Origin of the sequence: Exilibacterium tricleocarpae (assembly GCF_007004655.1) — a bacterium.
GTDB lineage: Bacteria > Pseudomonadota > Gammaproteobacteria > Pseudomonadales > Cellvibrionaceae > Exilibacterium > Exilibacterium tricleocarpae.
Map to the genome: position 1 here is coordinate 15579 of NZ_ML660097.1, position 17398 is coordinate 32976.

13 protein-coding genes are annotated in these 17398 nt (G+C 56.7%); 7 read left to right on the forward strand and 6 right to left on the reverse strand.

Annotated features, from left to right (window positions below; genetic code table 11):
- Window positions 1-147: 147 nt before the first annotated feature.
- Window positions 148-1833: a lytic polysaccharide monooxygenase gene (locus FKG94_RS16910; protein ID WP_142905513.1), complete on the reverse strand. Its 1686-nt coding sequence runs from the start codon at window positions 1831-1833 to the stop codon at window positions 148-150.
- A 547-nt stretch (window positions 1834-2380) separates the two neighbouring features.
- Between FKG94_RS16910 and FKG94_RS16915 the strand changes: the two genes are divergently transcribed.
- The 7 genes from FKG94_RS16915 to FKG94_RS16945 all read left to right on the forward strand — a co-directional run bounded on the left by FKG94_RS16915 (window position 2381) and on the right by FKG94_RS16945 (window position 11913).
- Window positions 2381-3667, forward strand: coding sequence for a glycosyltransferase (locus FKG94_RS16915; protein WP_142905514.1), 1287 nt, complete (start codon window positions 2381-2383; stop codon window positions 3665-3667).
- A gap of 176 nt (window positions 3668-3843) precedes the next feature.
- Window positions 3844-4254, forward strand: a complete 411-nt coding sequence (locus FKG94_RS16920; protein WP_142905515.1) for a TA system antitoxin ParD family protein — start codon at window positions 3844-3846, stop codon at window positions 4252-4254.
- Between the two features lies 1 nt (window position 4255).
- Complete coding sequence (locus FKG94_RS16925; RefSeq protein WP_218943560.1) at window positions 4256-4855, forward strand: ATPase; 600 nt, start codon at window positions 4256-4258, stop codon at window positions 4853-4855.
- A gap of 137 nt (window positions 4856-4992) precedes the next feature.
- Window positions 4993-5427: a BLUF domain-containing protein gene (locus tag FKG94_RS16930; RefSeq protein ID WP_142905516.1), complete on the forward strand. Its 435-nt coding sequence runs from the start codon at window positions 4993-4995 to the stop codon at window positions 5425-5427.
- Between the two features lie 184 nt (window positions 5428-5611).
- Window positions 5612-8239: an EAL domain-containing protein gene (locus FKG94_RS16935; RefSeq protein WP_142905517.1), complete on the forward strand. Its 2628-nt coding sequence runs from the start codon at window positions 5612-5614 to the stop codon at window positions 8237-8239.
- 32 nt (window positions 8240-8271) lie between these two features.
- Window positions 8272-11322: a chemotaxis protein CheB gene (locus FKG94_RS16940; RefSeq protein ID WP_142905518.1), complete on the forward strand. Its 3051-nt coding sequence runs from the start codon at window positions 8272-8274 to the stop codon at window positions 11320-11322.
- A gap of 39 nt (window positions 11323-11361) precedes the next feature.
- Window positions 11362-11913, forward strand: a complete 552-nt coding sequence (locus FKG94_RS16945) for a response regulator (RefSeq protein WP_246125223.1) — start codon at window positions 11362-11364, stop codon at window positions 11911-11913.
- Window positions 11914-11955: 42 nt separating this feature from the next.
- On the opposite strand, the gene FKG94_RS16950 is transcribed toward FKG94_RS16945, so the two are convergent.
- The 5 genes from FKG94_RS16950 to FKG94_RS16970 form a co-directional block, all read right to left on the reverse strand.
- Complete coding sequence (locus FKG94_RS16950) at window positions 11956-13083, reverse strand: sensor histidine kinase (protein ID WP_142905519.1); 1128 nt, start codon at window positions 13081-13083, stop codon at window positions 11956-11958.
- 233 nt (window positions 13084-13316) lie between these two features.
- Window positions 13317-13700 carry a hypothetical protein gene (locus FKG94_RS16955; RefSeq protein WP_142905520.1) on the reverse strand — a complete coding sequence of 128 codons (384 nt, stop codon included), beginning with the start codon at window positions 13698-13700 and terminating at the stop codon, window positions 13317-13319.
- 153 nt (window positions 13701-13853) lie between these two features.
- Window positions 13854-14462: a tetratricopeptide repeat protein gene (locus FKG94_RS16960; RefSeq protein WP_179957689.1), complete on the reverse strand. Its 609-nt coding sequence runs from the start codon at window positions 14460-14462 to the stop codon at window positions 13854-13856.
- A 459-nt stretch (window positions 14463-14921) separates the two neighbouring features.
- A complete protein-coding gene (locus tag FKG94_RS16965) occupies window positions 14922-15968 on the reverse strand; it encodes a hypothetical protein (protein WP_142905522.1) in 1047 nt (348 codons plus the stop codon).
- 199 nt (window positions 15969-16167) lie between these two features.
- Window positions 16168-17382 carry a tetratricopeptide repeat protein gene (locus FKG94_RS16970; protein ID WP_142905523.1) on the reverse strand — a complete coding sequence of 405 codons (1215 nt, stop codon included), beginning with the start codon at window positions 17380-17382 and terminating at the stop codon, window positions 16168-16170.
- Between the last annotated feature and the right edge of the window lie 16 nt (window positions 17383-17398).

The window sequence follows — 17398 nt, forward strand, 5'->3', positions numbered from 1 at the left end:
AAAGCTGCCGACAGTTACGTTTTCAGCCGACCGGCGCGTGCTGCCACTCTGGTAGTGTGGCAGCGCGATCCGATTCACGTAGTGTAATCCTCTGTCCACAATGTAAATGCCGGCGGCACAAGCAGTAGTGCCGGTGCGCCTGTACTATTATTGGCAGACGCTGCCGGTTACCGCCGGTAGTTCGGCCGTGGCGCCACCCTTAGTGCCGTTGAAACCGAATTCAACACTGGCGCCCGGGGCGATAGTGGCGTTCCAACTGAGATTGGTGGCGGTGTAGCTGCCGCTCGACTGTGCGTTCCAGACTTCTGTCAGCACCGTGCCGTCGCTGTAGTTCCAGTTAACCGTCCAGCCCTCGATGGCCGTGGTGCCGGTATTGCTGATGACGATCTTGCCGCTAAAACCGGTATTCCACTCCGAGACCACTTCATAGGCACAGTTGCCCGGTGCGGGTGCCGGCTCGACTTGCAGAAAGACACTGGCCACGTCTGCGGTTACTTTCGAGTAGACATTATTGGCCGTGGCACTTGGTGCCGGCACCACCTGATCGGCACTGTTGAGCACCCCGATCCGCACCTCGCCGTCCAGGGCGTTGACCGCCTGGGCCAGCGCCGCGGGCCAGGCGTCGGCGGCACTGTTGGCAGCCGTGATAACCAGGGGCGTTGCGGGTAGAAAGACATCCGTGCCATCGCCGAGTACCAGGCGGATATTGACCCGGTCGCCGGCGCTCAGCGTCCGCGCCTCTGTCAGCACCTGTTCGAATACCCAGGCGGAAGTCGCAGTTTGCGGCAGGTGTTCAAGGACGGCGGTTTCGACACTGGACTGGGCACCGGCGCTGACTGTCAGCGCCACGGTGACCGAGCCCGCAGCGGATGGATCGGTAAAACTCAGGGTGCTGATTGCGGCGCCGGGATCGGCGATGGTGTATTGCGCATCGGTGGTTTGGGACTGGACCTGCCAGCTGTAAGTCAGGTTATTGCCGATGGAGCCGCTGGCGTCGAGCACCACCGAGCCGGCGCCGGACAAAGCGCCGGCCGGCTGCACGCTGATGTCGGCATCGATCGGCGTACCGCCGCCGCCGAAAACCACATCCACACAGCCGTGAAAACGCTCCCAGGTGAAATAGTTGCGTCCCCACTCCGCATAGATCACATGGCGCCCGCTGCGCTGGGGTACGTCACAAAACGTATCGAATTTAGCGTCGTCGACACGGGCGACAATATCGGGATTGGCACCGGGATTTTCGCGGTCGAAAGCCAGTTGGCAAAACGGTTGTGCTTCGAAATCACTCCATGCCAGTGGCGTGCCGACCGTAAACTGGAAACCCGGTTTGGTGATCCAGTAGTGAAACTCCTGGGTATCGCTGAAATGCGGTCCCCAACTGATGTTCCAGGTAAAACGGTTGCGTCCGGCCTGCAGGTTGTTGGTGGGCCAGTCGATGGGTTGGTCCCAGACGGTGGGGTTGCCGTCGAAGGATTCCGAATCGTAACTGCAGACATGTTGCGCCAGCGGCGGGGTGACCCCACCGGCTTCATTGGCCGGCGGCGTCTGCGGGGGCGACAGGGGCGGCAGCGGCCGCAGGCGGCCGCGATGGTGGGTCAGCACACTCATAAAGTTGTATCCCTGGGTGCCGAGGTTTTCGAAGGCCTGGGCACAGACCGGGTATTGTGCCTGCGGTGTGCCGGCTTCGTTGGGTTTTGTAATGACGCCGCAAAAATGGTTGCGTGCCGAGGGACTTTCGATCAGGCCGTGGCCGAAGGTCCCGGTGCTCAGGAAGGTGCTCAGGAAAAAGGCGCCTGCGGTGATCAGGAGCCTGCCGGTGGTACGGTAGGACATGATAACGTCTCCGTTATAGCGGTGTGGGTGGCGTTTCACCGGCCCGATACGCCACTGGTAAACCGAGCGCGAAACCGGGGGCGGTGATTGCCGTCTCGCGGCAGCAACATAGCGTTATCGACAGGGGCGATCGACTTTCTACGAGACGTTCTGGGTATGACTTTCGGCAGTTGCGTAAAAGCGGACTTGGCGGGACTGAGATCGTACTTCAAGGCGAGCGGGTTGAAGCCGACCGTCTCGATGCCGGATACTTGTCAGACCGCCGGTAAGCTGACACAGCCGGTAAAGATCGATAATCGATCGGCTTTTAGAGGGTTTCAATTTCAAGTGAACAGATGGTTGCAGATAAACTGACAGAATGGCCGGGCTCTCGCCGCCGAGCCGGCCGCGGACTGGCCGTGCTGCAAATGCTGTGGCGCGGAGGCCGTTGTCGGTCCGACAGGTTAGCAGCCAATGGCCTCCGCTGTAGTGTTGCTGACCCGTGCCGCCCATCCGCTTCTCGAATGGCTGATATAGGGATGCGGATGTGTGTCACGGATGTCTTGGCATGAGAGTGCTTATTCTCACGTATGGATCGCGCGGCGATATAGAGCCTTTTATCGCCCTGGCCCTCGGCTTACAGCGCGCCGGTCATCAGGTGACACTGTGTACCGCAAGTCACTATAAAGGGCTGATCGTCGAACAGGGCGTCGGCTTTGCACCGGTGAGCGATGACCTGTTGAACCTCAAGGATACGCAGGAGGTCCGCCTGTTGCTAGAGGGTGGTGCCGGTGTGCTGGGCGGTCTGCGGGCGGGGTTGAAGCTGACCCGGGCCGCCAAACCCCTAAACTGGCAGACCATGGTGGACGCCTGGCAGGCAGCGCGCGAAACCTCGCCGGACGTTGTTCTCTACCATCCCAAAATGATGGCAGCGCCGCATATCGCCGAGGCACTGGGTGTGCCCGCGGTGTTGGCCGCACTGCAACCCATGCTGGTGCCCACCGGTATCTTCCCCGCCGCCGGCATGCCGGCCCGGAGTCTGGGTCGGGTATATAACAAACTGACGTATGGCCTGGTGGCGGCGGGTTTGCGTGCCTACACCAAGGTTCTGAACCGGTTTCGGCGCCAATGGTTGGGACTGCCCTCATCGCCGCGTGCCGGCGATATACGCTACACCAGCGCCGGCGCGCCGATTCCGGTCCTGCACGGGTTTAGCGCGCAGGTGGTCCCGAGGCCGGGTGATTGGCCGGCGCACGCTCATACCACCGGTTATTGGCCGTTGGAATCCGGCGATGATTGGTTCCCGCCGCCGGCGCTGGCCGAGTTTCTGGCCGCCGGCGAACCGCCGGTCTATATCGGTTTCGGCAGTATGGCCGGGCGCGATCCCAAGGCGTTGTCGGCACTGGTGGTGGAGGCGCTCAGACTGTCGGGCCGACGCGGCCTGCTGGCATCCGGCTGGGGAGGGCTGCAGTCCGATAGCCTGCCCGCTACGGTATTTGGGATCGAACAAGCGCCGCACCACTGGTTGTTGCCGCGGATGGCGGCGGTGGTGCATCACGGCGGCGCCGGTACCACGGCCGCCGGCCTGTATGCGGGCACACCCTCGATAGTGTGTCCGTTTTTTGCCGACCAGCCTTTCTGGGCGGCCCGTTGCGTTGCGCTGGGTGTTGGGCCCGCCCCGGTGCCGCGCAAGCAGTTGACCAGCGAGCGTTTGGCTGCCGCCATCACCGCGGCGACCGCCGACGGTAGTTTTCGTGCCAATGCCGGTCGTTTGGCCGCGCGCCTGCGCGATGAGCGGGGCATAGAACAGGCGGTAGCCATTATCGAAGCGGTTGCGGCAGGCAGGCCGGTTTGACGTGATCGCCTGTGGTGTGCGTCACTTAGGTGGCGACATAGAGTGAACTTGGCGCATTTTACTTTATTTTGACAGGCAAATTATCTTTCATGACTTTTCAGTCTGTACTGGCCCCAGAGATGACTTTGCTGTAGCATTCTGCTACATTAACCGCTGTCCAATCCGGGAGCTATGCCATGGCCAAGGCCACATCGCCACTGAGAGTACAGGAAGAGCTGATGCAGGACGCAGTCGTAATGGCAAAATTGAGTCACCGCAGTGCCGCCGAACAGGTGGAATACTGGGCGTCCATCGGCCGCAGGGTCTCCAATGTCCTCACCCCCGATAATCTGCTCAGCGTGATTTCCGGTGCTGCCAAACTGACAGTGGAACCGGTTATTACCGCGCCGGTAGACCCCGACAGTGTATTTGAAGCACTCGAGGACGATCGCCAGGCCGGCGTTTTGCCGGTGCTGGTCAGCGGCGCAGCGGTGCGTTATCAGGCTTCGGTATCCCACCCCGGTCAGTTGGAGCGGATCAGCGCCGACGGTCGGGTGACAGTGGGACAGTTTAACGGCGGTGTGTTCACACCGGTAACAGACCAGTAATTTGAGCGATAAACAGCTTTGGATGCTGACCGGCGGCAACGGCGCGGGCAAAAGCACCTTCTACCGAACCAGACTCGAAAAATTGGGGTTGCCGTTTGTCAATGCCGACCTGATCGCTCGTGAGTTGTATCCCAAGGCGCCGGAGGCTCACAGCTATGATGCCGCCAAAGTGGCCGAGCGTATAAGGCGCAATCTGCTGTACGAAGGGCGCAGCTTTTGTTTTGAAACCGTTTTTTCCCATCCGTCAAAAATAGACTTTATTGCCGAGGCCAAGGCCCTTGGCTACGAGGTCATACTCGTCTTTATTCATCTCGATTCCATCGCGCTCAATAAGGCCCGCATATCCCAGCGGGTAGCCGAGGGCGGTCACGACGTGCCCGATGAGAAAGTGGAGCAGCGGGTCCCGCGCTTGCTGAATCATGTGAGGAGTGCCCTGCCACTGTGCGACCAGGTCAGGTTGCTGGACAATACCCTGGCGACCAATCCGTTTCGCGTCGTGGCCACCGTGCGCCAGGGACTTATCCAGATAAACCGACCGCCACCGCCGGCATGGGCCGCGGCGCTACTGACACCGTTTGAAATCCATTTCGATACGGTCTGACGACTACAGCGACAAGCAACATCGGCCGCGGTCATCGGCCGGTACGTCGGGTCGCCACAAATTTGACACCGGCCCCAGATGTGCTAATTACATAGGGCAAGAGTGACGGAAAAGTCCAGGGCGGGGAGGGTGTTGCCGTGCACACATTGATTTATACCAGTCGGGCCGCAAGCGACATATCTCAGGTGAGCCTGATGGACATTCTCACCAAATCGCGTGCCAATAACCATAGCATTCAGGTTACCGGTATGCTCCTGTACTACAAACAGTCTTTTATGCAGGTCCTCGAAGGTGCCAAGGATGTTATTTTCGACCTGCTCGACAATCGCATCGTATCGGATTGTCGCCACACCGGAGTGAGCCTTTCGATCGATTACGCCATTGACACCAGATTGTTTCCCGATTGGACGATGGGATTTCTCAATCTGGATACCAGGGCACCGGTCAAAATCGAGGGATTTACCGACTTTTTTACCGAGGGATTTTCCCCTGCTGTCGTGCTCGGCGATCGCAGCATGGCGCAGTCGCTGCTGCTCAGCCTGAAGACAGACTATGAAAAAGATTTGAGCTGAGACCCTCTTTTACCCCGCTATCAGACCAGAATCAGGCTATGCTTCTTATTATAAAGTCAAATGCGCCACATCCGCGCGGCAGGATTGACTCTACAGTCGTTGTCTTTCCGGGCGTTGCTATTGGACAAAAAAAGCCATTTACAATTAAGTAAAACCGAGCTAAACGGCATAATCAGAGATATAGATGTCACGTCGCACCGATAATCAGTTGCGCTCCGCCATCGCAGCAGTGGAGCGAATGCTCCTCACCGAGCCGAGCGCGACAGAGGTGCTGTCGAGATGTCTGAGTCAGCTAATGGAGTTGTTCGGCGCTGCCTTCGGGTATGTGTACCAGTGCCGTGACTCTGACGGCGATGCCATCCCCTGGGAGCTGGTGGGGTGTTACCGCCAAGATAGCGGCGTTTTGCAGGAGGTGGAAAATACATGCACGAGTGACCGCATGCCAGCCGCCGTCCAGCCGCGGCTCCTCTCAGGTCGCTGCCTGTTCGACAACGATATCGGTGACGCCCTCAACCCGGTACCGCACGATCACCCGCAGATCACCAATTGTTTTTGCATACCCCTGGTCGATGCCTGTTACATACACGCCGTGCTTTACCTGTGCAATGTGGACGGCGGTTTTGACGCGGCGTGTGAGACCCGGATTCGACCGTTTATTGCCGCGGCCAACTGCCTGCTGCGCGCCGCCAAGAAAAGAGCCACGGTAAAAAGTTTGACCCTGGCGGACACACCGGAGTTCTCGTTGGAATTTCTCGATGCCTTGTTTAACGGTGTCCTGGTTATTAACGATATGGAAGAGGTGGTGATGTGCAACAGCGCCGCCGCATCAATGCTCGGCATACCACGCACCGAAGTGATCGGTGCTCCGCTGAAGCAGTTTATGCCAAAGGGCGCCCCTTTAATGGAGCAGCGTCTGATTGAGCACGGCACCGGCAGTTGTGCCGAAACGAGCAAGTGCGCAACGGTATGGCGAGGCGTCACCACCCTGCGGGCCAACGGCGACAAAATACTGGTGGACCTGAGTGCCTTTGAGCTGCGGCGTCGCGACCAGGTGCTGCGGGGTCTGGTGATGAATGATATTTCGGAGAGGATGAAATCCGCCACCGAATACCACAGCACCTTACAGCGCTTTCAGGTGTTAACCAATCTGGCGCCGGTGGGTATTTTGCAGTTGAATCGCAACTGGCAATGCACCTACGCCAACGACACCTGGTGTGAATACTGTCAAATGACGCCGGCGGAAGCCAAGGGTACCGGTTGGATGCAGGGTCTCCATATTGATGATGTCGACCGGGTGCTGGACAGCCTGCGCAGTGAAACCACGCTCTCTGGCGCCTATGAAGGTGAGTTTCGTTTACAGTCGCCGCTCGGCAAGATCGTTTGGGTAAAGGCCAACGCCTGCAGCCTCTACGAGGAAACCGGCGAGACCAGCGGCCTGATTATGACATTTAACGATGTCACCGATCATCTGAACAATGAGAGGCGTCTGCAGGAGATTGCCGAGAAAGACCAACTGACCGGGCTTATCAATCGCGCCTTTTTCAATGACCGCCTGGAGCTTGCTTTAACCGGGATCGAACGTTTTGGGTCGGTTGTGCTTATGTTTCTCGACCTGGACGAATTCAAGCTCATCAACGATACCCTGGGCCACGATGTCGGCGACCAGTTGCTGAAAGAAGTGGCTGATCGGCTCAGGACTGCGCTGCGCAAAGCCGACACTATTGCCCGGCTGGGGGGCGACGAATTTACGCTGGTGTTGACCAACGTCCAAAACCTCAGCGGCATAACCGCCGTGGCCGACAAAGCAATCAGTGCTCTCAACCAGCCGTTTGTCATCGGTGAACGGCGCATTTACGTGACCGGCAGCATCGGTATTGCCGTGGCACAGAGCAAGGAGACCACTACAAAAGTGCTGTTGAAACAGGCAGATGTTGCCCTGTATAAGGCCAAGGAAGCGGGGCGTAATCAATACAAGTTTTACACGGCGGAACTGGATAAGGACGCCGATCTTCATATCCACCTGAGACAAAGCCTGAAAGAGCGAAGCCGGCGGGATTTTAGGGTGGTGTACCAGCCACAGGTCGATGCGGTTAGTGGCAAAATTGTCGGGCTGGAAGCGCTCACCCGCTGGCGACATCCTGATGCGGATGACGTCAGTCCGGAAAAGTTTATAAAAATGATAGAGGAATCGGGTCTGATCAGCGAGTTTTCCGAATGGTTGTTCGAAGAGATTTTCAGCACGATAACTTCCTGGAAGCGGGCCAAAGGACCGATACCGATTTCCATTAATCTATCTGCAAAGCAGTTTCGCAATAAAAACTTGGCGTTCTACATACATCAATGTTGCCTGTCTCACGGTATCGAACCCAATCGAATTGTATTGGAGGTCACAGAAACGGCATTGATTGACGATCCGGGCCTGGCGGCAGCGACCTTGAAAGAACTACGCAAAATGGGTTTTTCCCTGTCGCTGGACGATTTTGGCACCGGCTATTCATCGCTGGCCTGTCTGCGGGATATGCCACTGCAATATGTGAAGATCGACCGATCTTTTACCAAAGATGTAATGGACGATGAAAGCGATCGGAAAATAGTCTCGGCGATCATCAATCTCGCTGAAGCGCTCGATCTCAAAGTCGTCGCCGAGGGAGTCGATAATCTGGCCGTCAAAGAGTGGTTGCTGCAACACAACTGCAACTATCAGCAGGGGTTTTACTTCTATCAACCGCTCGAGCGGGCGAGCATTGAGAAACTGTTAGATATTGCACCTTACAGCGATGCTGTCGTTCACCTTGACAGTGGTACGGGGTAACTACCACTGGTATTGCAATCAGTAGGGAGACTATGACCACAACAAAACAACAAACCGGGCATCCTTCTCACTATGTAGGGGTAGGGGCATCGGCTGGTGGCCTGGAGGCACTGCAGGAGTTTTTCGGCGGTTTGCCGAATGATACGGGAGCGGCCTTTGTCATCGTTCAACATCTGTCACCGGACTTCAAAAGCATGATGCCGGAGCTGTTGAGCAAACACACATCGATGCCCATTTGCCAGGTGACCGATGCTATCGAGGTACACTCCAACTGTGTGTACCTGATGCCGCCGCGCAAGAATATGCTGATGGCTGAGGGCAAGCTACTGCTCTCCGAGCAAATGCCCGACAGCCACCTGCATATGCCGATTGATACCTTTTTGAGGTCATTGGCTGAAGATCAACAGCACCGCGCTATCGGCATAGTACTATCCGGCACCGGCAGCGATGGCACCAAGGGTATCAAGGCACTTAAGGAGAGTGGTGGCCTGGTCATCGTGCAGGACCCGGCGTCGGCGAAGTTCGACGGTATGCCAATCAGTGCCCACAATGCAGGCCTGACTGATATGCTGTTGCTGCCGGCCGAAATGGGTGCCAATCTGGTGAGTTTCATCAGCCACCCGTTTATCTCCGGTACCGACTCGCCGCTGAAGTACTCCATTGACGATAATGACCAGACATTGGTGGAGATATTTAGACTGCTTGAAAAGCAGTCCTCCATCAACTTTTCCCAGTACAAAGCCTCGACAGTTGCCCGGCGCATAGAGCGGCGCCTGGGTATCAATCAGCTCACCTCGCTGGATGCCTACCTGCGTCTGCTGATGGAATCGCCGCGCGAGTTACAGATACTTAGTAAAGAATTACTCATTGGCGTTACGCGTTTTTTCCGCGATGATGAGCCTTTTGCGACGATTGCCGACAGTGTGATTCCAGAGCTCACTGCGAAAGCGGGCGATGGGGGTGAGATTCGGTTTTGGATAGCCGGTTGCTCGACCGGTGAAGAAGCTTATTCCCTGGCCATTCTGCTCGATGAAGCCATTGGTTATAGAAAGCTAGACTGCCGGGTAAAAATTTTTGCAACTGACGTCGATGAGCAATCAATCGCCGAGGCCAGCAGCGGCGTTTACTCGGCCGATGTTGTTCACGATGTCTCTGCGCAGAGATTAGAGAAGTACTTTGAAATCAGAGATCAAAGGTACGTAGTCTCCAAACGATTGCGGCAAATGGTCATCTTTGCCACGCACAACATGATAGAGGATCCCCCTTTTTCCAATATCGATATGGTGTCCTGCCGCAACGCCCTTATTTATTTTCAACATTCCGCGCAGAAACGGGTATTGTCATCATTGTACTTTGCGCTACGCACCGAGGGCATCCTGTTTTTGGGCAGTTCTGAGTCGCTTGGCGATCTGCAGTCCCATTTTGAGACTATCGACGAACGCGCCAGAATATACAGAAAAATCAGTAACGTGCGGGTTCCCATCGGCCATTCGCCGCCCCTGAGGACAAACCTGCAAGCCGGTCGCGTGGGAGGGGCAATGGCTCCTGTACCCGCCGCAATGAAACCCGGTCGGCTGTTGGCGGCGGGGCAGTTGAGTGGTGTGGTGGAGAGGCTGATCAGAGAGTATTCGCCTGACTGCATCGTCCTGAATGATTTGTTCGATGCGATACATGTTTATGGCGATGTATCTCAGTATACAAAAGGTATAACGGCCGGCCGTATCAGTAATAACATAAAGGATATGGTGGTCGACGAGCTGAGTGTGGCGGTATCGACCGGCTTGCATCGATGTGAAAGGAGCGAGGAAGATGTGCTCTATAAGGGTGTGGCCCTGAGTTTTTCCGACACCGAGAAAGTCTACATTGACCTGTCAATTTTGTATGTCAGGGAAAGTGATCTTCCCAATGCGCCCCATTACTATGTCGTGCAGTTTATCAAGTATACCGACGAGATCAAACCGGTTAAAGTGGCGAGCGGCATCGCATTTGATGCCACTGAACAGTCGCAACAGCGTATCAGGGACCTGGAACAGGAACTGATGAAAAAGCAGGAGCATTTACAGGTTACCATTGAGGAGTTGGAAACCACCAACGAAGAGTTACAGTCGGCGAATGAGGAACTGATGTCGGCTAACGAGGAGTTGCAAAGCACCAATGAAGAGTTGCAGTCGGTAAACGAGGAGTTGTACACGGTAAACAGTGAATATCAGGAAAAAATTATCCAGCTTACCGCCGCCAACGACGACCTCGATAGTGTTATCAGCGCTGCTGATATCGGTATCATATTCCTTGATGAGCATCTTACAATCCGCAGATATACGCCCGGCGCCGCGGTTTATATCAATCTGCGCCGAGGCGACATCGGGCGACCCTTTCACCATATCTCCCACGATCTGCTATATGATGACTTCTTGACCGATATTGCTATGGTCAGCAGCGGCGGCAGCAAGTCGATCGAAAAAGACATTATGAGTCGCAACGATCATGCGCTATTGGTGCGTATTGTTTCCTATCAGGCTGACGCTGCGGAGGTTCGGGCCGACGTATTGATCACCATTACCAATATATCCAGATTGCGATTTGTGGAAAATGCATTGCACCGGGCGCAGGAACAACTGAGGAGTTCACTGTTAAACCGAACGGACCGGCAAAGTCGGCGTGGCCTGAAGCACAGTAGCCTGAAAGTGCTGTTATTGGATGACGACAGCTTTGATCGAAAGTTTATTGAAAAGCTGCTGACCACAGTGGAGAACCGCAGCTTTGATGTGATTCCCTGCTCTGAGATTGACGAGGCGGTTGATATTGCCGGCAGGACCCCAGTTGATATCTGCCTGGTCGATTATCGGCTTTCGGCAGGAACGGCCAAAGACTTCACGCAAAAACTTCACAGCCAGAATATTGAGCTGCCCATTGTTATTTTATCGGCCTACTCCGAGAAAGGCCTGGATACAGAGTTTCTCACTACTGATGTCTTTGACTTTCTCAATAAGGAGGAGCTGTCGAGCCAATTGTTAGTACGCAGTATAGACTACGCAATAGACAGAAAAGGGCTGCAGAACGTATTGGAAGACTCCGATGTGTAGCTGGTCCCGGTCGATTACTGCTGCGGTATTATGGTCGCCATGCGAGCGATTAAAGCGACAGCGGTGCGCCGTGAGAGCGCTGAAGCGAAAGTGAATAGTGGTGAGGGGGACGGTAAAAGTGGCAAGCATAAGAGTAAAGGGGGACGCTCGATGAGCGGTAACGGCAGGCTGGCGACCGGCGTCACCCTCCTGCTGGTCGATGATGATGATGTGGACGTTATCAGTGTAAAACGGGCGCTGAAGAAACTGAACATCAACAACCCGTTGATACGGGCGCATGACGGTATCGAGGCGCTCGATATTTTGCGGCGAGAAGAGGCTTTGACACATTCATGTTTGATTTTGCTCGATATCAACATGCCTCGCATGAATGGCCTGGAATTTTTAGCGGCGTTGCGGAACGATCCAAAACTTGCCAGCTCCCTGGTTTTTGTCCTGACCACCTCCAGTGCCGATGAAGATGTTGCTGGCGCTTACAGTAAAAATGTTGCCGGTTATCTGGTCAAGTCCCGGGTGGCGGAGGAATTTACCGGCCTGGTAGAAAAACTGAGTGACTATTGGCGCCTTATCGAGCTGCCGTTGCATCGGTGAGTTTGCCCGCTGCGTGGGAAGGCTGTGTGGGGTGGGTCGCTTTCACCCGACGACGGCTTTCGGCCAAGTGAATACGAAGGATGTACCCGAACTCCCCGCGCTGTCGGGGTGCGCCGGCTCAGCAGCCGCTACAGGTTCCAGTTTAATGCTGCCCCCATGAGTCTCGACAATTTTCTTGACGATCGCCAGCCCCATACCGCTGCCTTCGACGCGGTCCCTGGGTTGCAGTGTTTGGAATATCTCGAATACTTTCTCCTGGAACCTTTCCGGTATCCCAGGTCCGTCATCTGTGACGCGAAACTCGAAGAAATCGTCATTTTCCCGCACGGATAGGGTGACAGTGCCGGCCGCACTTTTTCTGTGTTTGACGGCGTTGTCAATCAGGTTTCTCATCACCTGTTCAAACGGTGCTTTCAGCGTGGTTAAGCAGGGGAAATCGCCCTCAGTTACCATCCTGAAGTCCGGGGGTACATCCAAAAGTGCGAAAATACCTTTGATTGATGCCAGTGTATCCACGACTTCGGTTCGACGTTCAAGCCGGCCGATACGCGAGTAGGCCAGCAGGTCCTGCAGCAGTGTTTCCATGCGCAGAATACGGTTTTTCATCAGTGCCAGGTTTTCGGCAACACTGTCGGAGACACTGTCAAGGTCTTCCTCGATCCAGGCCGCCAGCTGTTTGATGGCCCTGAGCGGCGATTTCAAGTCATGGGAGGCGACATAGGCGAACGTCGACAACTCCTGATTAGAGCGTTCCAGTTCCAGTTCATGCAGTTTTTCAGCGGTTACATCGGTATATACCCCGATCGAGCGGATCGGGGTACCGTCGGCATTTCGAATGGTCAATTGTCGATGGCGTACCCAGATTGTTTTGCCGTTGCGATGCCGGCAGCGCAGAAGCCGGTCACCGGGCTGGTCGGGATGATCACCCGAGTGCTCAGCCTCTTGCGCCGAGCGACTTTCCTGCGGCAACTGCGGGGGCGATGGTGTCTCGCCGTCATCAAGGCCGAATATCAACTGCAGCCGCGGGCTCAACCATTGATGGTCATGGCGTTCCAGGTCCCGGTACCAGATGCCGGTCGAGGCCCCTTGTTCGATCCACTCGAGCAACTGGTCATCGGCACGCAGTCGATCATAAAATTCCCGTGCCAGGGGGTGGCTGTCGGCCATCATGTCAGGGTGCTCCGTCCGGGTTCAGTCAGAAATAATTGTAGATGAGGTGGTGGTTTGGTCAACCGCGCCAATGCTCCGGCTCTGAGTGCGCGTTAGTGACGGGACACGACTACTCCGACCAGTTAATCTTTTCACCCAGAGCGGGTTTTGGTGTGCTTAACCGGCACGGTCTCGATCCGGAACGGCCCCTCGGGGCCTGGGTGCCGCCAGCGTGAAAATATCTTCTGGTCGAATCACCAGCTACTGCGAAACTCCCGTATTAACAAACGCAGTGGCTGGCTTATCTGGGGGTGATCGGCCATACTTTGCGCCACCTCTTTCGACAGTGCGGAAAACTGCGGATCCTGTAATAACTGATCGCCGAACTCCCAGACCATAACCGCCTCGACAAAGACTTGTACGGCGCGGGCCTCTTCCCTCTCCTCGTCCGGCAGAGCGCGTATACGCTCGCCGATTTTGCGTTTGATGTCTGCCAGGCTCGATTTGGCGGCCGGTTTGGGGCCAGTGTCGGTCCCCGCCGGCGCGCCGTCCCGCAGGCGCCTGGTCGCGCTGCTGCGTTCGGCCAGTTTTTGTCGGAGAATCTGCACGATCTGGCTCAGGCCATTAACCGGGTCCATAGCGGGCGTTTTTCCTGTGGTTGGTTTTCCTGCAGTTGCTTTTCTTGTCGTCGCTTTTTTGTGATAGCCCTTTCGTAATAGCCCTTTCGTAATAGCTATCCCCTAGCCGGCCTGACTGTAGCGGCGCTGAACCGCCACGGGTGAAGTCTGCCGCTAGCCGTCGTCCTCAGCGTCACGCTCATAGACCGACAGCAGCATGCGTTGACCGGCGCCGCTCGCCGTCGCTGTCTCGCCCACTGCTGCCGGTGCCGTAGTTGCCGCCGGTGCGGTCGCGCCGGCAGCCTTGCGCGCGTCCTCCATTACCCTGCGCATGTCATTGTTCAAATCTTCGTTCAGTTGGTTGTGGTCGATACCAGCCTGTAGCAGGCGGACAGAGTCGCTGAACTCGTCGTTTACCAAGTGCAACAGGCCGGTTTTGAACAGGTAGAGCGGGTCCTCGTCGCCGAGCGCATCAAGGCCGCTCCAGACTTCCCGCGCGGCCTCGATGCGGCCGGCGGTGATATGCAGCAGACCCAATTGGAAGCGGGCGGTGGTCAACTCGGGGGCGAGGGACACCGCCCGGGTCATTTCCTCAGCGGCCTGTTCATGCATACCGATTTCTGCATGCAGGGCGCCCATCAGGTAGATGGCCTTACCGTTGTCGGGTTCCACCTGCAGCAGGTGTTTGAGATGTGACAGTGCTTTTTCGGGGTTATCGTGTTGAGTGGCATGGAGCGCCAGGTGCATCAGTTCGTCGGGGGTGAGTTGGGTACTCGCTTCCATTTGAGGCTCCTTGTTAATCGATTCTGTCTCTGGGGCTATCCTGTCAGGTCTATCTGCCGAGCATAGCGATAGCATAGGGTATTCGCCGGTTTTGCTCGCTTAGTTGCTGTCAGCGTACGGGTTTGTTGCTGCGTTCATAACCGGTCCTGTGAGTCAGGGGGCGACGTACCCTTTACGGGCGCTCCACTATATCACGCTGTGTTTTCGCTGGCAGGTGATTTATACCTTGGCGGTATTTTTCCCGGCCAGTCTTTTTTTGCACCGGCACTAAACATTTGTGGTGACACTCGGATACTGTAAGGTGGCCGGGCCGGCCTCCGGTTCAAGCGCTTGTCGCGAGAGTGGGTACACTGGGGATCGAGGTGTCAAGTGAACGACTTACCGATTGAATGATACAGAAAATAGCGATAAATGCCGGCGGTGCTACCGGCAATTATCGGGTCGGCGCCGCGGCGATGATCAGGGCCAGTCCTCTATGGCATTGCTCTCAAACACCCCGTCGCCGTCGTTATCGACCTCGAGCATATACTGCGTGCTGTCGATAACGGTGACGCGGGCGCTTGAATCGTCGGCCCCCAGTAATCTGAGCGCTCCGGAAGAGGGCCAGGGATCGCCGGCCAGCCAGATAAGGTCGGTGGGGGTAATGGTTTCGATATAGCCGTGGTCGGGGTGGTAGAACTTGCCTGTGATAGCGACAGCCGAACCGCCGGTAACCGTGCTGAGCACCACTGCCAGATCTTCGGTTCTGAAAGTCTCGTTGCCGAGATTGTCCCGCAGATCAAAGTTCTGCGTGCAGCCAAAAGCGAACGGCAGGGTGGTAAGTTCGCAGGCCATAGACCCGTTGAGTGTAATGTCGACGGCTGCAGTGCTTTCGCTGCCCTGTGACTTTGTAGTGAAGCTCGTAAACGCCAGTGTTATCAGTCCGTTTATCGTCTCGGTGTCGGGATTGAGCGTGCCGCTGAGGGCCATGGTGCCGTTGCTGGTCAGCCCCGCCTCGACACAATTGGCAAAGGTTACCTCGCCGGTGAAGCTGCTGCTGTCTGGGTCGACGCTCATCTCTACGGTAATGCTGCCGCCATCGGCGCAGTTCTGGGTAATGGGGTCGACCGTGATGGCAGTGGCCGCCGCCGACAATACCGAGCGGATATCCACACGACTGGACTCAGTGAACAGAGGGTTGGCGGCACCCTCACTCCCGCCGGTGTACATACGGCTGCTGCTGCCGGTGTAGATGGGGTTTTTGGGGGCCGCGGCTTGGTCGTCCCTGGCCGCTACGCCAATGACGGCGGATGGTGAGGCGCCGGCGATACTGTTGGTCAATACAGCGGCGGTAAACGCCGGTGCATTGTCGGTGGTGACCTGGGCCTGGGTCGTCAAGCCGGCGAAGGTCACCGTGGTATCCGGTGATTCGCCGTCGTCTGACGAACCGCCGGAGCCGCCGCCGCAGCCGTACAGGAGACCGGCTGCAAGGCCCAATCCCAGTAGATAACGCAACGATTTACCCATAAGACAGATACTCCAGTCTGGTACCCGGCGCGGCGCAGTCAAGTTGTTCAAGTTGATACTTCTTACTACAGGGAACAGGGAATGATGGTGCTTGCCCGGGTGGTGTTTTTATTTAGACATCTACCTATTTACCCTAGGAGCATTCTAGGTTGTTGCGCTCGCAGTACTGTTAACGACGCCACACTATTGGTCTGTCCCGTCACTTTTTACGGGCGTTTTCCGGCGCCAGTGCTTTTGCGGGGGCGGTGTGCACGGCCTGATGTCCCTGGGTGCGCAGGTAGTCCTGGATATGGGCAATCATGGGTTTGGAGCGGGGCAGGGGCTGTTGTTGCAACAGTTTGCCCAGCAGTTTGGTGGCCTGCTGGCCCTTGCCTTTGAGTTGCAGTGTGACCGACTGCGCGAATACGGCGCCAAAACCCTTGGGATCCAGGCCCATGGCCCGTTTTATTTCCTGCCGTGCCTCTTCCTGACGATTTTGAAAAACCAGTGCCGATGCCAGGCCGCCATGTGCCTCGGCAAAGGTGCGATTGGCCGTTATCGCCTCGCGAAACGCCTGCTCGGCACCAACGGCGTCTTTGTTGGCGAGCTTGGCCCAGCCGATAATAAGATGGTTGGTGGCGTAGCCGGGCATCAGTGCCAGGGCTTTTTCGATGGCGGCAATCGCCTCGGGAAACTGCTGTCGGTACATATGCGCCAGTCCCAGTCCCTGCCAGCCGCGGGGGTTGTCCGGCTCGGCCTCCACGACCTGTTTAAAATGCGCGACGGCCTTGTCTATGTCCTGCTGTTCCGTATGCCAGGTGCCGAGCACAACATTGGCGTCGGGATTGGTGGGCTGCGTTTGCAACACCTGATCGGCGCGCGCACGGGCGGCGTCCATATCGCCGTGATCCATCTCCAACATCGATACGTAGCCCTCGGTAGCCGCCCCCGGTGATTCCTGCAGCCACTGCTCGGCCAGCGCCAGCGCCGCTGCGGTCTCGCTCTGTTTGTGCAGACTGTAGACTGTGTAAGCCAGGTTGTTGGCTGCGGTCAGGCCGGCCCGGCGCGCCTGTTCAAACTGCGTCTGTGCCTCTTTGAAGCGAGCCTGATAAAAAAGTGTCAGGCCCAGGTTGTGCAGCAGCGCTGGATTGGTATCGCCGCTGTCGACAACGGACCGCAACGCGACTTCGGCGTCCTGAAACCGGTGTTGGCTGATAAACACGGCAGCCAGCCGACTTTTCGCCACGCTGTCGCCCCGATCGAGAAGCAGGCATTTTTCAAAGCAGGCGCTGGCTTCTTCAAACAAACCCCTGCTGTGGTAGAGATCGCCCAGGCTCACCCACAACAGCCGGTTGTCAGGGTCGTGCTTGATGTAGGCTTCGTAGCGGCGAATCTCTTCGTCGCCGGCAGCGGCGGTCTTGGCTGTGGTTTCCATGGTGGCGGGTTTCCGG